The sequence below is a fragment of the Flavobacterium sp. RSP15 genome (genome assembly GCF_003968755.1).
In the GTDB taxonomy this organism is placed as follows: domain Bacteria; phylum Bacteroidota; class Bacteroidia; order Flavobacteriales; family Flavobacteriaceae; genus Flavobacterium.
Window position 1 is genome coordinate 157,347 of the sequence record NZ_RYDL01000005.1, and the last position, 17,398, is coordinate 174,744.

14 protein-coding genes are annotated in these 17,398 nt (G+C 34.9%); 6 read left to right on the top strand and 8 right to left on the bottom strand.

Features of this window, described 5'->3' with window-relative positions; translation table 11 throughout:
* Positions 1 to 3: 3 nt before the first annotated feature.
* Positions 4 to 3,018 (bottom strand): tetratricopeptide repeat protein, encoded by a 3,015-nt coding sequence (locus EKM00_RS07810; protein ID WP_126515803.1) that lies wholly within the window; start codon positions 3,016 to 3,018, stop codon positions 4 to 6.
* Between the two features lie 253 nt (positions 3,019 to 3,271).
* Between EKM00_RS07810 and EKM00_RS07815 the strand changes: the two genes are divergently transcribed.
* From EKM00_RS07815 to EKM00_RS07835, 5 genes are all read left to right on the top strand, one after another.
* Positions 3,272 to 5,773, top strand: coding sequence for a TonB-dependent receptor (locus EKM00_RS07815; RefSeq protein ID WP_126515804.1), 2,502 nt, complete (start codon positions 3,272 to 3,274; stop codon positions 5,771 to 5,773).
* A gap of 5 nt (positions 5,774 to 5,778) precedes the next feature.
* A complete protein-coding gene (locus EKM00_RS07820) occupies positions 5,779 to 6,732 on the top strand; it encodes an alpha/beta hydrolase (RefSeq protein ID WP_126515805.1) in 954 nt (317 codons plus the stop codon).
* 4 nt (positions 6,733 to 6,736) lie between these two features.
* Positions 6,737 to 7,651 (top strand): glycerophosphodiester phosphodiesterase, encoded by a 915-nt coding sequence (locus tag EKM00_RS07825; RefSeq protein WP_126515806.1) that lies wholly within the window; start codon positions 6,737 to 6,739, stop codon positions 7,649 to 7,651.
* Between the two features lie 304 nt (positions 7,652 to 7,955).
* Positions 7,956 to 8,642 (top strand): cell division ATP-binding protein FtsE, encoded by a 687-nt coding sequence (locus tag EKM00_RS07830; protein ID WP_126461087.1) that lies wholly within the window; start codon positions 7,956 to 7,958, stop codon positions 8,640 to 8,642.
* Complete coding sequence (locus tag EKM00_RS07835) at positions 8,642 to 9,538, top strand: glycosyltransferase family 2 protein (RefSeq protein ID WP_126515807.1); 897 nt, start codon at positions 8,642 to 8,644, stop codon at positions 9,536 to 9,538. The genes EKM00_RS07830 and EKM00_RS07835 overlap by 1 nt, the downstream gene beginning before the upstream one ends.
* On the opposite strand, the gene EKM00_RS07840 is transcribed toward EKM00_RS07835, so the two are convergent.
* Genes EKM00_RS07840 through EKM00_RS07850 form a run of 3 tightly spaced genes read right to left on the bottom strand, consistent with a single transcriptional unit; the run spans position 9,535 to position 12,142 of the window.
* Positions 9,535 to 10,638 carry a glycosyltransferase family 4 protein gene (locus EKM00_RS07840; protein WP_126515808.1) on the bottom strand — a complete coding sequence of 368 codons (1,104 nt, stop codon included), beginning with the start codon at positions 10,636 to 10,638 and terminating at the stop codon, positions 9,535 to 9,537. The two genes, EKM00_RS07835 and EKM00_RS07840, sit on opposite strands and share 4 nt — an antisense overlap.
* The gene (locus EKM00_RS07845; RefSeq protein ID WP_126515809.1) at positions 10,635 to 11,039 is read right to left on the bottom strand and encodes a sugar 3,4-ketoisomerase; all 405 of its coding nucleotides are present in this window, start codon (positions 11,037 to 11,039) and stop codon (positions 10,635 to 10,637) included. The genes EKM00_RS07840 and EKM00_RS07845 overlap by 4 nt, the downstream gene beginning before the upstream one ends.
* Entirely contained in the window at positions 11,036 to 12,142 is a 1,107-nt protein-coding gene (locus EKM00_RS07850) for a glycosyltransferase (RefSeq protein WP_126515810.1), read from the bottom strand. Before EKM00_RS07850 ends, EKM00_RS07845 begins: the two co-directional genes overlap by 4 nt.
* 46 nt (positions 12,143 to 12,188) lie before the next feature.
* Between EKM00_RS07850 and EKM00_RS07855 the strand changes: the two genes are divergently transcribed.
* A complete protein-coding gene (locus EKM00_RS07855; protein ID WP_126515811.1) occupies positions 12,189 to 13,088 on the top strand; it encodes a glycosyltransferase family 2 protein in 900 nt (299 codons plus the stop codon).
* Between the two features lies 1 nt (position 13,089).
* Here the strand turns inward: EKM00_RS07855 and EKM00_RS07860 are convergent, their stop codons facing one another.
* The 4 genes from EKM00_RS07860 to EKM00_RS07875 are packed head-to-tail and all read right to left on the bottom strand — an operon-like array spanning position 13,090 to position 17,394.
* A complete protein-coding gene (locus tag EKM00_RS07860; protein WP_233592259.1) occupies positions 13,090 to 13,845 on the bottom strand; it encodes an acyltransferase in 756 nt (251 codons plus the stop codon).
* Complete coding sequence (locus tag EKM00_RS07865) at positions 13,838 to 15,325, bottom strand: oligosaccharide flippase family protein (protein ID WP_126515812.1); 1,488 nt, start codon at positions 15,323 to 15,325, stop codon at positions 13,838 to 13,840. The genes EKM00_RS07860 and EKM00_RS07865 overlap by 8 nt, the downstream gene beginning before the upstream one ends.
* Positions 15,326 to 15,328: 3 nt before the next feature.
* A complete protein-coding gene (locus EKM00_RS07870) occupies positions 15,329 to 16,447 on the bottom strand; it encodes a DegT/DnrJ/EryC1/StrS family aminotransferase (protein ID WP_126515813.1) in 1,119 nt (372 codons plus the stop codon).
* Positions 16,444 to 17,394: a FemAB family protein gene (locus tag EKM00_RS07875; protein WP_126455949.1), complete on the bottom strand. Its 951-nt coding sequence runs from the start codon at positions 17,392 to 17,394 to the stop codon at positions 16,444 to 16,446. The genes EKM00_RS07870 and EKM00_RS07875 overlap by 4 nt, the downstream gene beginning before the upstream one ends.
* Between the last annotated feature and the right edge of the window lie 4 nt (positions 17,395 to 17,398).

Genomic DNA, 17,398 nt, shown 5'->3' on the forward strand with positions numbered 1-17,398 from the left:
GCTTTATTTAGTTATCGATGCATTTGTTTTGGACTCTTCCGCTTTGATTCTGTCTAATTCAGTTTGTGCCTCTGAAACTACATCCTGAAAATCAGTAAAATTCTGAATGACGTTTTCTAAAATGTAAGTCGCCTGATAGCTGTCTTTGAGTCCGTAAAAATTTTTCGCCATTAAGACTAATCCTTTGGCTCCAAAATACTTATAGCTCGCATAATTTTCGGCTAATTTTTGAACGGCAACATTAGAAGCTTCAAAATTTTCTTCTTTATTTTTAAAATAAGCATCATAGTACAGGGCTTCGGCCGCTAATTCCCCCTTAGCAATTGTCATTACTTTGGCATAAGCCTCTCGTGCTATCGCTTCATCACCAGTTTGCATTGCTGCGCGTGCAATGATAATTTGCGCATCACTTTTGACATTATCATCAGTCTTTGGATTCATTAAGACTTTCTCCGCGTACACTACTGAATTTGGATAGTCCTTATTTTCATAAAAACATTTCATCAGATTGGATTGTGCAAATGTTTTATTCTGAGAAACATCTGCTTCGTTTTCTAGACGGGACAATACCGGAATTGCTTTGTCATATTCCTTATTTTTCAGAAAAAACTGTGCCAAACGCACTAAAGATGGCTCCGTAAATTCACTTCTGGATTGGGCTGTTACAAATTCATAATTAGGAATTGATTTGCTTTCAGATCCTTCAGAAAAATACAATTGCGCCAGGTAATAATTAGCCTTCAAGGCATGTATTCCTGGGGAAAATTGACTTAAATACCCACTAAAACCTGTAATTGCCTGTTTGGTATTGTTTTGTTGAAATTGTTTTTCGGCAGCTTCAAATGTATCATTATCCAGCTCTGCATCCGTGACAGCCACAAAATCTAGGGTACGTACCCAAGTTGCATATTCATCTACTCTGCCCATATCTACGTAAATTAATCGGGCTGCAGCTACTGCTTCTAATGCCTCCGGAGACCGAGGAAATTCAGCCGCTACTTTCTTAAACTTCACTACTGCCTGATCATTCCTGTCTGAATTAAAATAAATTAATCCCTGGCGCAAAATAGATTTTGAGGCAAAAGAACTCTTTTTGAATTCTGTATTCAGTTGCTCGTACGCTTTTAAAGCCAAATCATTTTTATTTTCGGCAACATATGTATTCCCTAGTTCAAATAAAGCATCATCTCGGTAACCTGATTTTGGATACAATTGTAAAAAAGCATTCAATTCCTCTATTTTTCTATCGTTTTTATCCATAAATCCATAGGAAATTGCTTTTTGAAAATACGCATAATCCGCATCGACACTTTTAGAGGCTATCACTTTAGAGTACGCATCCATTGCGGGACCGTATTTTGAGGTTACAAAACGACAATCCGCCAAACGCAAATACGAATCATTCAAACGCACTTTATCCTCTGGTGCTTTTTCAATCTGATTTTCGAAATAATTCCCTGCCTGATCGTACTCTTTCAATTTGAAATAAGCATACGCAATCATGTAATTGTGATTTTTATATTCAGGAGTTTTTGAGGCTTGTGCAAAGCCTGCAAATTGTTTAAAACTCAACAACGCATTTTTAAAATCATTCAAAACATATTCTGTTTCTGCTTTCCAGAAAGCCGCTCTGGCAGTAAAATACGGATCTTTCTGTTCGTTCATAGACTGCGTAAACATAGTCAAGGCTTCCGGATAATCACCGTCTGTATACAATTCTAAACCATTGAAAAAAGTAACTTTCTGGTACGCTAATTTGTTTTCAGGGGATTTATTTTTTTCCAATATTACTAAGGCCTCTTTATAGTTTTTAGAAGAAATATAAGAATCAATCAAGAGTCTTTCTATTTCTGAACGGTTGGCATTATTGGGGTATTTCTTCAAAAAAGCATGCAAAATTGCAGGCACACTTTGATAGGAATTTCCAAGTTCATAGCTTAATTTAGCGTAATTCAAACCCGCATCTTCCTGTATTGCTTCGTCAAATGACATTTCCGAAGCATTTTTGAAAGCATTTAAAGCTTGCTGTTTCTTGTTTGTATTGAGGTAACTTTCCCCCAAATGATAATAGGCGTTTTGTGCAACAAAATCTTTCCCACCTATGATTTTATTGAACTGAGAAATGGCATTTTCGTAGTCTTTTTGTTTGTAATACGCATATCCTAATTGGTAAAAATCCGTATTATTCCATCTTCCTTTTTTACCTTGATAAGCAACTAAATAGGGAATTGCGGTATCGTATTTTTTTAAATTAAAATAGCTTTCGCCAATGATTTTATTAAGTTCCGATTTTTCTAAAGGATTTGATTTGGCCATTGCTTTTTCCCCTAAATCAATTGCGTTTTGGAAATTTCCTAATTTAAAATTCATATCCGCCTGATAATAAGACAGTTTTTCCTTGTATTTTTCTTCTCCGGAAACGGCGTCAAAATATTTTGTCGCTTGCTTATAATCATCTCCTTCATAGGCCATGAATCCCAAGTAATATTTAGCTTGCGAACCATATTCAGGAGCATTCACCACTTTATTAAAATAAATAGTTGCCTCTTTTTTCTTTTTGGCATTAAAAAAACTATACCCTTTTTGAAAATTAAACTGGTCTTGTTCCTTTCTGCTCAGATTCCTTTCATCCACTTTGTCAAACCATTGCAGGGCTTGGGGATAATTTCCCAAACTAAAATGATACTGTGCCACCTCGATATACGCTTGATTTTGTTTGACACTCGTAGGATAATCCGAAACAAAGCGTTCCATCATCTGATCTGCATTGGCTTGATTAGTACGAATGGCGCAATTTGCCACATAATAGGCACAATCTGATTTTAATTCATCGGTGCCGGCGGATTCTTTTACTTTATTAAAAATAATTTGTGCCGATGCATATTGTTCTTCGTTAAACAACGAAACCGCTTTGTTGAAATCCTTTAAATCGTGGGTATAAATAGTTGATTTTTGTGCCGAAATACTGATAGTGCTACTAATGAAGAAACTACAGAAAAGCCAAGAAATTTTACGCATTGTGGTTTTATTTTAATAATTCAAATGTATTGCATTCTGATCTTTATAACGAATTGCGATTGGTTTTTATTATGAATATTTTTTTTTAACCGTTTATAATTTAACCTTCTTAAAACAGACTGACCAATTATTATACCTTTTAATAACCTGATCACCGGATCCGTTAACACAATAGTAACGGACAACGAGTTTTGGCTTAACACCTTAAAAATATCTTTACTTTAATAAATTTAAACATAAACATATAAAAAAAATGAAAGTTAATTACTATTTTATTTTATTGAGTACACTATGGTTTTTTACTATTAAAGCACAAGAAAACAGCACTTTAAATGGAATTATTACAAACGAATCAGGCAAACCTCTTATTGGTGCATCAATCAATATTAATACCACATCTAAGAACACGATAACTGATATTGCTGGAAGTTACCAATTGCAAAATATAAAATTCGGCACTTACACAATTCAAGTGGCCTATCTTGGTTACGAAAGCCAAAAAATTTCAATATCCTTAAACCAATCCGAAACAACACAAAATTTTATTTTAAAAGAAAGTTCCTTTCAATTAGATGGTATTATTGTTACCGCCCAAAAAAGAGAACAATTAAATAAAGATGTTCCCATCGCCATTACCTCTTATGGGGGGAAATTTATTGAAAATTTAGGGATTTCAGAATATGATGCCTTTTCAGATTATGTTCCTGGATTACAAATCCAGATTCAAAGTGTAAATAATCCTGGGATCGTTATTAGAGGAATTACCAGTGATAGTGGGGATTCTCGAGTAGAACCACGCGTTTCAATTTTTCAAGATGGCGTTTCCATCAGTAAATCCAGAGGATCTGTAGTAGAGTTATTTGACATTGAACGCGTTGAAGTTCTAAAAGGCCCTCAGGGAACTCTTTTTGGCAGAGGTGCACAAATTGGTGCCATGCATATTATTCAAAACAAAGCTAAAAACGAAAATTCAGGAGAACTAAAAATAGGAACGGGTAATTATAACCAGTTCTCAATGAATGGGTTTGTAAACACTTCCCTTATTAAGGACAAACTATTTGTAAGAGTAGCCGGAATCCTGAGTAAAAGAGACGGTTTTATAGAAAACAGATCTGGAGGCAACTTGAATGGTAAAGAAACGCTAGCTTTTAGAACTTCCTTAAAATATTTAATGAGTGATAAAACCAGTTTAGATTTAATTGCAAACTGGCAACAGGACACTCCTCCGGGAACGGGTTTCAAAAGCGGAACTTATGCCCCTTTAGGTGGAACAACCAACCCAAATACCTTTGCGGACTTAGAACGAGGAACCGAATTGGGGATCGACAGAAAAGTTTATGGTCTTACAGCGATATTGAAATCTGAAATCAATCCTAATTGGGATATGACCGCCACCACAGCTTACAGAGAATTTAAATCAGATGAAGCTTTTGATGCCGATGGTACGGCAGCTCCAGTGCTTTACTTTAGAGAAATTGCCGAAGGAAAACAATTCAGCCAAGAAATGAGATTTAATTTTAATGATAAAAATAAATTATCCGGTTTCTTTGGCGCAAATGTTTTTTATGAAAAAGGATCTCAAGCGGTTCCTTTTGAAGTAAATGAACAAAGCTATTTTGCCTTATTGGCAGCTAGAAACACACTAATCGTTAATGGCGTTCCTACCTTATACCCAAATATTCCAAACGACCCTGCTTTTGGTCCATTGGCAGGAGCTCCGCTTTTAGCTTTCAACAAAGAAAAATCAACCAATTTTGGAGAGAATTATTCTGGAGATATCTTCGCAGATGCCTCTTATGATTTAACCGATAAATTGACTTTTACTTTGGGTGTAAGAGCTACTTTAGAAAATAGTAATGCCGGTTTAGAGGTTCAAAATGCAGATCAGCCTGGTGTATTGGGTAATTTTTTAGGAGTTTTTCCTAACAACTTATTTGCTCCTACAAATGGAAAACGTACTGCCAGCGAAACCTTCACCTCTGCTGTTGGACGATTTGCTATAAATTATGATATAACGGACCACATTACTCTTTTTGGGAATGTTGCCAGAGGCCGAAGACCTAACGTAATTAATGTTACCGCGAAAACTGTTAATGTATTATCGGATGAAACGGTATGGTCTTATGAATTTGGCGCCAAATCTCTCTTCCTAAACAACCGATTGCAATTTGACATCAATGCTTTTATATACGATTACAGCAATTTTCAAACGACTATCGCACGATTAGACGAACAGAATGGTTTAGTGATTCAGCCAAATGACAGTGGTTCTGCCTCAACTTTTGGTTTTGAAACGGCCTTGCAATATCAGTTTACAAAAAACAGTTCTTTCTTTGTCAATTATGCGTACATCGATGCTGCCTTTGATGAAACGGATTCAGACGGAAACCAACAACAATTGGCGGGAAATACTTTCCGATTGACTCCAAAACATTCCTTTTCTGTTGGTTTTAATTACAATCCATCTGTAAACACTATCTTAGACCTTTACCTTAGGCCAAGCTATACATACAAATCGAAAGTGTTTTTTGAAGAAACAAACTTACCTAATATTTCACAAGCAGGGTATGGTCTTTTGAATATCAGAACAGGATTAACCATTAGAAAAAAATACGAAATAGGATTATTCATGACTAACCTTTTTGACAAAAAGTATATTATTGATGCCGGAAATACCGGTGGTGCTTTTGGAATCCCTACTTTTATAGCTGGTGCTCCTAAGTTCTATGGTGTACAAATGGCTGTTAAATTTTAACAAAAATGAAAAAAACAATAAACACACTACTTGCAACACTCTTTTTTTGTACTTCTATTTTTAGCCAAGAAGGAATAAGCACAGTAGAAATATCCAGCTTAGATTCCTATCTCGCAAATACTGAGGCTAAAGTAATTGGAATCAAGCCAAACAATGCGGCTAAAATAATATGGGCTGATGGATATAAAAACAAAAAAACAGCTGTTGCTTTTGTTTATTTGCATGGTTTTGGCGCTAGTCACCGTGAAGGAGAACCGGTTTTAAAAATGCTTTCTACACAATACAAAGCCAACATCTACCTCTCGCGTTTAGAGGAACATGGTATTTATCGTAAAAATACCTTTGAATTTCTTACGCCTGAAAACTATATTGCCTCTGCAAAACTAGCATTAGAAATTGGGAAAAAACTGGGAGAAAAAGTAATTTTGGTCAGTACCTCAACGGGAGGAACTTTAAGCTTGAAATTGGCATCCGAAGATCCTAGCATCTCGGGATTGATCCTCTATTCGCCTTTTGTCGATTTATTTAATCCTGCTATGGCGGGTATCATCCTGCCTGGTGGTAGAGAGAAATTCAAAGAAACTATTGGTGGCAATATGCGAACACAAAACCGCCCAGAGGAACAAGCTAAGTACTGGTCTACCAATTACCACATCAATGGCTATGTTTCCTTAATCACTATGCTCAAACAAAACATGACTGAAACTACATTTACAAAGGTCAAGTGTCCGGTTTTCTTAGGCTATTATTACAAAAACGAAAAAGAACAGGACCAAGTCGTTTCCGTTTCTGCCATGCATACAATGTACAACTCTTTAGGAACGCCTGAAAACAAAAAAACAAAAATAGCCTTTCCGGAAAGTGGGGATCATGTTATTGCTTGTGATTTACGTTCAAAGGATTGGCAAGGTGTTTATCAGGCTACGGTAGACTTTTTAAACCAAACAATTTTACAATAAAAACATGAATAAAATCATAATAACAGCAGTTTTAGCAATATGTACGCTAGGTTGCAAGGCTCAACAAGAAAAACAAACAGTCCAATTACTTCCTGGTGAAATTCAAACTCTCTTTAATTTTGATTTACAGGGGCATCGTGGAGCAAGAGGACTCTACCCCGAAAATTCATTAGTTGCCTTTAAAAACGCAATCAAATTGGGAGTAAACACCTTAGAGCTAGACGTAGTTGTTACAAAGGACGACCAAATACTGGTATCACATGATCCTTTTTTCAACCACATAATTTGTTTGGATAGTTTAGGAAACACTATTAACAAGGAGGACGAATTAAACTTAAATATCTATCAGACTACTTATTCACAAATACGTCAATATGATTGTGGTAGCATCAAACATCCACAATTTCCTGAGCAGACTAATAGTAGGGTTTCAAAACCATTGCTGTTGGATGTAATTGCGCAGTCTGAACTTTTATCTGACCAAAAGATCTTCTATAATATTGAAATAAAAAGTACTCCAGAGGGGGACAATAAATACCATCCAACACCTCAGGTTTTTGCGGATTTATTTATTAAAACAATCCAAGGACGTATCCCTATGGAAAGACTAACAATCCAGAGTTTTGATTTTAGAGTACTGCGTTATATCCATAAAGCCTACCCGGATTACAAACTAGCGGCTCTGGTCTATAAAGATAGTGTCAAAACAAATTTAGATGCTTTGGGATTTATCCCAGACAGCTACAGTCCAGAACATACGCTATTGACTGCCGAAATTGTAGCGGAATTACAGGCCAAAGGAATGAAAGTTATTCCTTGGACTATTAATGAAGCAAGTCGGATGAAAACGGTTCTAGGTTGGGGAGTTGATGGCATCATAACGGATTATCCCGAGAGAGGATTGCTCTTTAAAAAATAAGAACTTGCGTCTTGATTTCATTTGTTCCTTAAAGCAACAAAACTATCCTGTTTGGGTGAGGCTACTGAAAAGGTCCTTAACAAATTATATTTCATTAAAAGAGTAGAAAACCTTCATTTTCTACTCTTTTTTTATGCTAAAATGGGAACTGCAAGCAGCAATAAAGTGCGGATAAATTGGCTTTAAATAAAATTCGGACTTTCCCTTGTTTATACCTGTTTTTTGAAAATCCGTTGAATAGAATAGAATTTATTTTGAATAGAACCGTTATCTTGTTACTTTTACCCCATAAATAAACTGTATTATGTCACAATCTGTCCTGTCTTTAAAAAACGTTACCATTTTCCAAGAACAAAAAACTATTTTAGCTCATGTAAATTTGGAGGTAAAACATGGTGAATTCCTGTATATTATAGGAAAAACAGGTTCCGGAAAAAGCAGCTTAATGAAGACCTTGTATGGTGATTTGGCTTTAAAAGAAGGCGAAGGAAGTATTGTTGACTTTGATTTAGCCACCTTAAAAGAAGATGACATTCCGTTTTTGAGAAGAAAAATTGGAATCGTTTTTCAGGATTTCAAATTACTGCCGGACAGAACCATCAAAGACAATATGTTATTTGTCCTGAAAGCTACAGGCTGGACTGATGCTGATGAAATGCAGCGAAAAATTGATGAGGTGCTGGACAAAGTAGCAATGAAAGAGTTTGGCAACAAAATGCCACACCAAATTTCAGGTGGTGAGCAACAACGTGTTGCCATTGCAAGAGCTTTACTCAACGATCCTGAACTTATACTTGCGGATGAACCTACCGGGAATCTGGATCCACAAACCAGTGCTGAAGTCTTGGAAGTATTAAAAAGCATCAATGCCAATGGAAAAACAGTCATTATGGCCACTCATGATTATGCGTTGCTTATGAAATTCCCTTCGAAAACATTAAAATGTGAAGACGAACGAATTTTTGAAGTGGTGCAACAGAGAGCCGTTTAATGCTTTCTATTCTTATTCCAATATACAATTATAATGTGTATCCTTTGGCATTGGAGCTGCGCAAACAATGTTTGGAATGCAATATTGATTTTGAGATTTTATGCCAAGATGATGCTTCTGATTCTTCCCTAAATATTTTTAATGAAAAAATAAATTTGCTTTCTCACTGCAGTTTTGTTTCATTAAAAGAAAACATTGCCCACAGAGAAAACAGGAATTCACTTGCCGAAAAAGCAAAATTTGAGTATTTACTTTTTATAGACGGGGATTCTACTATTGTGAATTCTGATTATATCAAAACATATTTATTTAATTTATTTGATTTTGATGTGGTTTATGGAGGACGCTTGCATCCAGAAAAATGTCCTTCTGACAATCAAAAACTACGGTGGAAGTACGGAAGATTCATTGAAGATAAATCCGCTGCAAACAGAAAGACAAAACCCTATCACTCACTACTTTTTAATAATACCATAATTAAAAAAGTCTGTTTTGACGCAGTACAATTTGACAAAACCATAAAAAAATACGGTCACGATGACACCCAACTCTCGTTTCAACTAAGCAAATTAAAATCCAAAGTAAGCCATATAGAAAACCCTGTTGAACATGGCGATTTAGACACTAATCTAGTGTATTTGAACAAAACCAAAGAGTCTTTAGAAAATTTAAATTTATTGTATCAGAAGAAAAAAATTGACATTGAATTTGTACGATTATTACAACTGTATCATTTTTTAAAAACAACCAAATCAACTTTTATTATTTCAAAAATAAATGCCGTTTTTGAAAAATTATTATTTAAAAACCTGACCGGAGACAATCCTAATATACTGGTTTTTAATTTGTTCAGAGCAGGTTATTTATGCTCCATTGACTTTAAGAGCAGAACCTAAACTCCTTTTTTGAGTCCAATAAACAATTGATGCCAAGTTTGCATAATGGCATCGATGTGATATTTTTTACTCGATAATTTTGCCTTTTTTGCCATTTCACTTCGTAACACCTCGTTTTCGATTAAAATTTCTATAGCTGCTGCATAATCCAATTCGTTCCCGTTTTCAATCAAAAATCCATCTTCTTTATGCGTGATTATTGCTCTTGGTCCGCAAGGACAATCGTAAGCAATACAGGGTAATCCGGAAGCCATTGCCTCAATTAACACCATTCCAAAACCTTCATATCGAGACGTCATCAGATAAAATGAAGCATCTAAATATTTTTCGTTAATATTCTGAACTGGTTCATAAAAGACTATATTATTTGAAATATCCAATTTTTGGGCAAGTTGTTTTAAATCGATATTTTCATTAGATTTTCCATAAATTTCCAATATCCAATCTGGATGTTTTAAAACCACTTTTTTCCAGATTTGTAACATCCTGTCAAATCCTTTTTCGTACGTATGTCGCCCTACCGCAATTACTTTTTTGTTTGTTAATTCACCTGATTCTTCCGTTACAAACCATAAAGGATTCGGAATCACCATTGTATTTTTTATGTTCCATTCTGAAACACTCTCGTTTGTTTCAACAACAAATCGATCGTATTTTTTTATTCCGTTTTTTTTTAATAGCAAAACAAGATTCGAGAATAATTTAGTAAAACTGTTCGTCACAATTTCACGTTCTTCAATAAACCTGGAACTATGCATTTCTAGCACCAAAGGAATTTTATTTTTCACAATAAAAGGAATTACATAGGCCTTCAGACCATTATCACAAACCACTATAACATCCGGGTTTATAGTCTTAATACAACTGTTTAGTTTCTTACAATACGCTTTCAAAAAAGAAAGATTTTTTCCTTTTAAAATCATATCGTGAAAAGTGATCTTCTTATTAAAAGAATAAAACAAAGGAGAATGACCTCCGTTTTGAGTCAGAATAACAACTTCATAGCCTAATTGTTCAACCAGATAATTGGCTTTGACAGCAATAACTCTTGCCACACCTCCGGCGTTATTAATGTTAGGAACTACAAATAGTAACTTCATTTTTTTGATTTCAAAAATTCGTCATAATCTCTGATATAATCTTCTTCTTTAAACACATCTGAGGCTAAAACCAAGCAAACTGATCCCGAAGAAAAGTTTTGCAGTTCTCTCCAAATTCCTGTTGTAATGAGTAAACCTACGTTTGGTTTATTTAATAGGTAGCTTTTTTTCTCGACACCGTCATCAACAACCACCTCAAAACTACCGCTCAATGCAATTAAAATTTCTTGTTGCTGAATATGGGAATGACCACCTCTAAAAGCAGTACTAGGCACATCAAAGAGATAGTAAATTCGTTTGAATTCAAATGGAATTACATCCCTTTGAATGTAGGCTAAGTTTCCACGAACATCGTCTATTACAGGAATTTTTAATACTTGTACGTTTTCTACTGTTGTCATTTTCTGTTAATTTTCATTACATCTAACCATTGCATGCCTATATTTTCAATTGAGAAGGATTGTACGCTTGCCAATGCATTATGTTTACAATGCTGATACAATACTTCGCCTTCAATGAATAAATTCATCGCTTCCGTCATTTTACTACCATTTTGATTTTCAACTAATAAACCATTTTCTTTATTTACAATTATTTCACTTGGACCAGTTAAGCAGTCAAAGGATATTACCGGTGTATTACAGGCTAATGATTCTAGTAGAACATTTGGCAGTCCTTCATTCAAGCTACTCAAAACAAAGAATTTAGCATTTTTCAGGTACTTAAACGGATTCTGTTTAAACCCTAAAAAATGAACTTTATCTCCCAGCTTTTTTTCTTTTACTAACTTTAAAAGAATATTTTTCCTTTCGCCTTCCCCTAATAAAACCAAATGTATCCCTTTTTGGGGTAAAGTCGAATGGGCATACGCCTCAATTAATTTATCAAATTGCTTGATATTAGTTTCCATTTGACCTATCCCAATAATATACTCAAAGTTAAGTGCCACAGGTTCTTCACTCTTCCTGACAATTTCCTCAATATCTATAGGATTGTAAATGGTAATCGCATTTTTCAGCTGGTGCTTTCGCGCTATTAACTCTTTCGATTGATTAGAAACACTAACCACTTTATAACAATTTCCATACATGTATCGGGTAAGCACCGACCAATTGGGCATATAATGATTAATCAAATAACTGTGCACGGTGAAAATAGTATTGGTTTTATAAAGCCATTTTGAAATTAATAATTCTTGAATGGGTTTTATCCTAAATCGGAAATCAATAATAAAATCAAATTCATGCTCTTTCAAATAGTTCTTCAAAAATAAAAACCGACTGAATTTATTTAAAAAACCGTTGGTTTTGTTTTTCATTTTACCCAAATTGACTAATTTTCCGGCATAGGAATAGGAAACGGCATCCAGGACAATAATAATATGAACTTCTATGCCCTGTTTTTCAAAAAAAAAGGATAAAACAGCCATCACTTTTTCAGCACCTCCATCACTTAAGCGGTACCCTATTAATGCAATTTTATATTTTTTATTGGGTATTATCATTCTCAATTTGTTATTTTCGTCTCAAATATAACGCTTTTAAAAAAACATGCAAGATAATCCACTAGTCACCGTTATTTGTTTGTGTTACAATCATAAAGATTTTGTTGTAGAGAGTTTAATGTCCGTATTAAACCAACACTACAATACTATTGAGTTGATTATCGTAGACGATTGCAGTACTGATAATTCTAAATCCGTAATTGAGAAATGGCTTCTGGATTATCCACAAATTCCATTTATAGCCAATGACACTAATTTAGGGAATACTAAGTCTTTCAATAATGCCTTAAAAACAGCAAAAGGGGATTATATTATTGACTTGGCTGCTGATGATGTTTTATTGCCCAATTGCATCACTTCACAAATAAATGCTTTCAACAACACAACTTTTAAAAATCTTGGAATTGTATATGGAAACGTCGAATTAATCACTGAAAAAGGCAAACACGAATCTTATTATTTCCCTGTTGATAGCTTTCAAAAGGTAGTCAAGGAAAGAACAACGGGAGATATTTATGAATCAGTTCTTTCTGGTGGTGACTGTATTTGCTCCGTTTCATCAATGGTCAAAAAATCACTGTTCGATGCTTTGAACGGCTATGATGAAACGCTGGCGTACGAGGATTTGGATTTTTGGGTTCGGGCTTCCCGAACGTACGAATTTGACTTTATTGATGCTATTCTGGTTCAAAAAAGAATTGTACACCACTCCCTAGGCACGCATTTTTTTAAGAAAAAAGATGCCAGAGCTAGAAAAATTAATCAGAGTACATATTTGATACTTAAAAAAGCAATTGGGCTTAATAGAACAAAAAAAGAGGATAAAGCAATTTTAAAACGCATTCATTTTGAGATGATTCTCGCCTATAAAACTGCTCATAATACGTTGTTACTACGCTATATTATTATGGAAATTAAGTTGCGATTCCATTTGTTAGCTTCATAAACTACACTATCAAATACTCGTCCAGCAAGGCTTTCTCTCCCTCCCAATCTCTGGAAATGGCATTTTTTATAAATTTTGCCGGAATACCACCAATCAAAATATTTGAACCAAATGACGTATAATCCGCAGTACACACACTACTGGAGCCTATCGTACAAAAATCAGGGGTAGTCGTATTTTGCAGTACCGTAACCCTGCTGGCGGCATAGTTGTAATTTCCTATTCTAATTGGTGCAGTCATTTTAAACTTTTCACCCGTAGTAGTATCCATCATCTGATGGAAATTAGTGTCCATAATTTGTGATTCCGAACCAAAACGGGCGTAATCCCCTAATACAACATGCTCCATACAAATCAATTTTGCATTTGAGGCCAATGAAGCCATGTGTCCCAATTCGCACAATCCTTTGTCACCAATGTAAATAAAATAATCTTTACCCAATTGTATGTGACCTTTTAAAATGAGCGTTCCCAAAATAGTAATTTCGGCAATTCCTTTGTGAAGCGTATTCATTTCATAAGGTTGTCCAAAACCGATCATTCCCTTTTTGACAACTCCCTCAATTTTGATTGCACCCGTTATTGAAGTAAATTTTACTTTTCCATAAAAAAATACAGGGAGCTGCTTAGCAATAGGATACGGAAATTTTTTAAAATTAAAATATACCGTTTTGGTCCAGTTTACGGAATAATACAGTTGTAACCGATGATAAAAAAATCTTACTTTTCTGTAAACATTCTTAAGTATTTCAATCATTCTTTTTCTTAATTATAGCATTGAACAATTCTTTTAATGCGGTCTTTTTGTTCATTTCAAATAAAACAAAAACAATCGACACTACTACCATTAGTGACATTAAGCCATACTTTAAAATTGGATTTGGGAGGTATCGGAACAAAAAAGTTGCCACACACAGCAAGATGCAAACTAAATAAGTGTTATAAAAATCGCTTTCAAAATAAAACCCATATCTTTTTTTGGTGATTATTTTTAAACCCAAAAAATGAATGAAATAATAAAGCAAAAAACTAAATCCAAGACCTTCCAAACCGTAATAATAATACCCTAAAATATTCAAAATAAGCGAAATGCTATTAAATCCAACAGCAGTTCGCATAAACATTTTCGCATCGCCTTTGGCAATCAAAATATAACCCATTGACCACGAAACGGCCCGAAACATCATTGCTAATATTCCAAAACAAACCATTGGAATAATGGCGTTAAATTCCGGTGTAAATATAATTTTAACAATCAACGGAATGAACGTTAAAAATAAAATGATTACCGGTGTAATAATCAATATTGAAACAAACGATTGCTGAACAACACTGGTTCTTACTTTTTCATTATCCGTACTAATGAACGCTAATCTTGGAAAATAATCGGTACTCATGACCGTAAAAATTACTCCCACATAGGAATTCAACAATGTGAAACCGGCATTATAAAACCCAACTTGTTCTAAACCACCCCATTTTCCAACAAAAATTTGAATCAAATACGTTGATAACAAGGTCAGCAAACCACTTAATGTCAATAAAATACCTAGTCTAATAATACTTTTTCCTTCGGCATTTCCTTGTTCTTTGGAAAACACATTTTTTTCAATTGGTATTTTTTTCGAATAATAAAAAGAAACCAATAGTGAGGCTAAAGAGGCAACTATGATTGTCGGGACAATGGCATCAATCCGGTAATAATAATACAACGGAATTGAAACTAACAACCCCAATCCATTTCCATAAAAATTAGCTTTGGCTAAAAGCCGCATTTTTCTTAAACCCTGCAAAACAACCAGCTGGCCAATCATTAATTGCCTGAACAACAAGGTGATCGAAATAAAAACAAAGGTAAAAGTATGATTCGAATTCCCAAAAGTAATTTGGCTCAGCCAACTAGAAAACAGGATCACAAGAACGCATCCTAAAATCCCGGTTAGTACTGCGAGCTTTTTTATAAGTGCTGCTACAGATGCAATCGTACTTAAATTGTCGTTTTTGTAGCTACTGGAAAGGTGTTTTACACCACTGGTTTCAATCCCTAAACCAGTAACACCGCCCACAAGATTTATAGCCGAGTTCAACAAAGAAATAATCCCCATTCCCTCAGGCCCAATAAAAACAGCAATACACTTAGTCCGGATGACTCCAATAATAATCATAAAAAACTGAACGCCTCCAAAAAGCGAAGTCGTTTTTACAATGCGATGATATGACGTTTTACTATCGGACACTTTTTAATATGTATTTAAAATTGCAATAATATGACGAACCTCCTCCGATGTCAAGGCAGGACTTATGGGCAAACTCAAAACTTCTTCATGAATTTTTTCAGTAATTGGAAAGGACAACATATTCCATCCCGCAGTCTCAGAAGAGAAAGCTTTTTGACGGTGGGGCGAAACTGGATAATGGATAACCGTTTGAATTCCGTTTTGACGTAAATATTCTTGTAAATCCGTTCTATCCTGAGTTCGAATGACAAATAAATGAAAGACATGATTGTTTGACAAATCCCAAAATGGAAGTGTTATTTTATCGTTTTTTATTTCGGATAAATAGCGATTGGCAATTGTTCTTCGGCGGTCGTTCTCAGCATTTAAAAACGGTAATTTCACATTTAAAAAAGCAGCTTGCAATTCGTCTAATCTGGAGTTTATCCCTACATAGTCATTATAATACTTGGTTTCCGATCCGTAATTTCGAAGCGACTGAATAACCCTGGCTAATTCAGAATCATTAGTCGTAACGGCACCGGCATCGCCTAATGCCCCTAGATTTTTCCCAGGATAAAAACTATAGGCTTGGGTTTTTGGCTTTTGGTTTTGGGTCTTCGCACTTTCATCTTCAAAGGAAGCCCCGTGAGCCTGAGCCGCATCTTCTACTACTAATAAATTGTTTGCTGCAGCAATTTCATTTATTTTCTCCATTTCTGCCAGCTGTCCGTAGAGATGAACGACTAGAATAGCTCCTGTTTTAGAAGTGATTTTTGCTGTAATTAAATCGGGATCCAAGTTATAGGTTTCTAATTTTGGCTCGCTCAGAACCGGAATTAAATCTGCTTGCAAAATAGCGAGAATACTGGCAATGTACGTGTTTGCTGGCACAATGACTTCGTCCCCTTTTTGCAGTTTTCCTAACACGATATAGGCTTTAAAAACGAGCACTAAAGCATCAAAACCATTTCCCGTCCCAATACAGTATTTTGTTCCGCAATAAGCCGCAAAATTGGTTTCAAACTCGCTGACTTCATTCCCTAAAATATACCAACCATTCGCTAAAAACCCTTTTAATTTTTCCTGAAAAGCGGTTTCATAGGGCTTGTTTGTTTTTTTTAAATCTAAAAATGGTATCATACTAGATTCATTTTATAAAAGTCTTGGCCATATACCGTGCAGCCTAATTCTTCTTTTTGTTTCAAAAGTCCGGCATGAAATCCGCTTTCATTAGTATCATTTACAATACCCATATCAAAAAAAAGCATGCCTTGTTTTTTGTATTTTTCTATTAAAGTAATAAATGCAAAATCCAATGCGCGCAACTCCTCGCCTTTTTTAGTGGTGGCTCCATATTGTGATTTCACCACCTTTTCGGTTTCAAACAGGGTCACTCCGGCAACTATTACATCGTCATAATACACTGAAAATTGTTTGATGTTTTGCGGAAATAATATCTTTAATTTTGTGATTTCTTGCAAGGTATGAACTGGTTTTGCATTGTATTTTTCACGCAATCTTGGTTCTAAAACCAATTCCCAGAAAGAGTCCGGCTCCGCTTCCTCGACAAGTTGCAAGTCAAATACTTCCATTTTTCTCAAATGCTTCAATTTACTTTTAGAAACCGTCAAAGGCATTGCTAAATTAATGGCCAAATTCATTTCTTTCTTCTCCAGAAAAGCACCTTTTTTAAGCAAGAAAAACTCCATTTCAGCATTTCCTTTTGAAAGATAAAAAAAAGGGATTTGTTTCAAATAAAAGGATTGGATGCTATGGTCTTTAAAAAAAGACAAAACACAGTCTACAAGTTCCGCTACTATTTCTGCTTTTATTATCGCTGAATAAACCAAGCCGCCATAGGTCAAACCCTGATGTGAAAAAATGCTGTTTTCCAATTTATTAGCTGGCAAAACTGCTACCAGTTTTTGTTTGTCATAAATAAGTACTGAAAAATCTTCAAAGCGATCCTCATGGTATTCCATAAAATCACGGTGAAACAAAAAGGTTGCATTTTTGGCTTGACCAATAAAGGAATTCCAATGGGCATAATCGCTTTTTTGATATCGTTTGACGGTATAATTTTTCACGCTT

Excerpts from the sequence above, each read along its gene's own strand:
- EKM00_RS07860 (WP_233592259.1), bottom strand. The coding sequence starts at position 13,845 with ATGATTGAAATACTTAAGAATGTTTACAGAAAAGTAAGATTTTTTTAT.
- EKM00_RS07830 (WP_126461087.1), top strand. The coding sequence starts at position 7,956 with ATGTCACAATCTGTCCTGTCTTTAAAAAACGTTACCATTTTCCAAGAA.
- EKM00_RS07835 (WP_126515807.1), top strand. The coding sequence starts at position 8,642 with ATGCTTTCTATTCTTATTCCAATATACAATTATAATGTGTATCCTTTG.
- EKM00_RS07820 (WP_126515805.1), top strand. The coding sequence starts at position 5,779 with ATGAAAAAAACAATAAACACACTACTTGCAACACTCTTTTTTTGTACT.
- EKM00_RS07825 (WP_126515806.1), top strand. The coding sequence starts at position 6,737 with ATGAATAAAATCATAATAACAGCAGTTTTAGCAATATGTACGCTAGGT.
- EKM00_RS07840 (WP_126515808.1), bottom strand. The coding sequence starts at position 10,638 with ATGAAGTTACTATTTGTAGTTCCTAACATTAATAACGCCGGAGGTGTG.
- EKM00_RS07855 (WP_126515811.1), top strand. The coding sequence starts at position 12,189 with ATGCAAGATAATCCACTAGTCACCGTTATTTGTTTGTGTTACAATCAT.
- EKM00_RS07870 (WP_126515813.1), bottom strand. The coding sequence starts at position 16,447 with ATGATACCATTTTTAGATTTAAAAAAAACAAACAAGCCCTATGAAACC.
- EKM00_RS07810 (WP_126515803.1), bottom strand. The coding sequence starts at position 3,018 with ATGCGTAAAATTTCTTGGCTTTTCTGTAGTTTCTTCATTAGTAGCACT.
- EKM00_RS07850 (WP_126515810.1), bottom strand. The coding sequence starts at position 12,142 with ATGATAATACCCAATAAAAAATATAAAATTGCATTAATAGGGTACCGC.
- EKM00_RS07815 (WP_126515804.1), top strand. The coding sequence starts at position 3,272 with ATGAAAGTTAATTACTATTTTATTTTATTGAGTACACTATGGTTTTTT.
- EKM00_RS07845 (WP_126515809.1), bottom strand. The coding sequence starts at position 11,039 with ATGACAACAGTAGAAAACGTACAAGTATTAAAAATTCCTGTAATAGAC.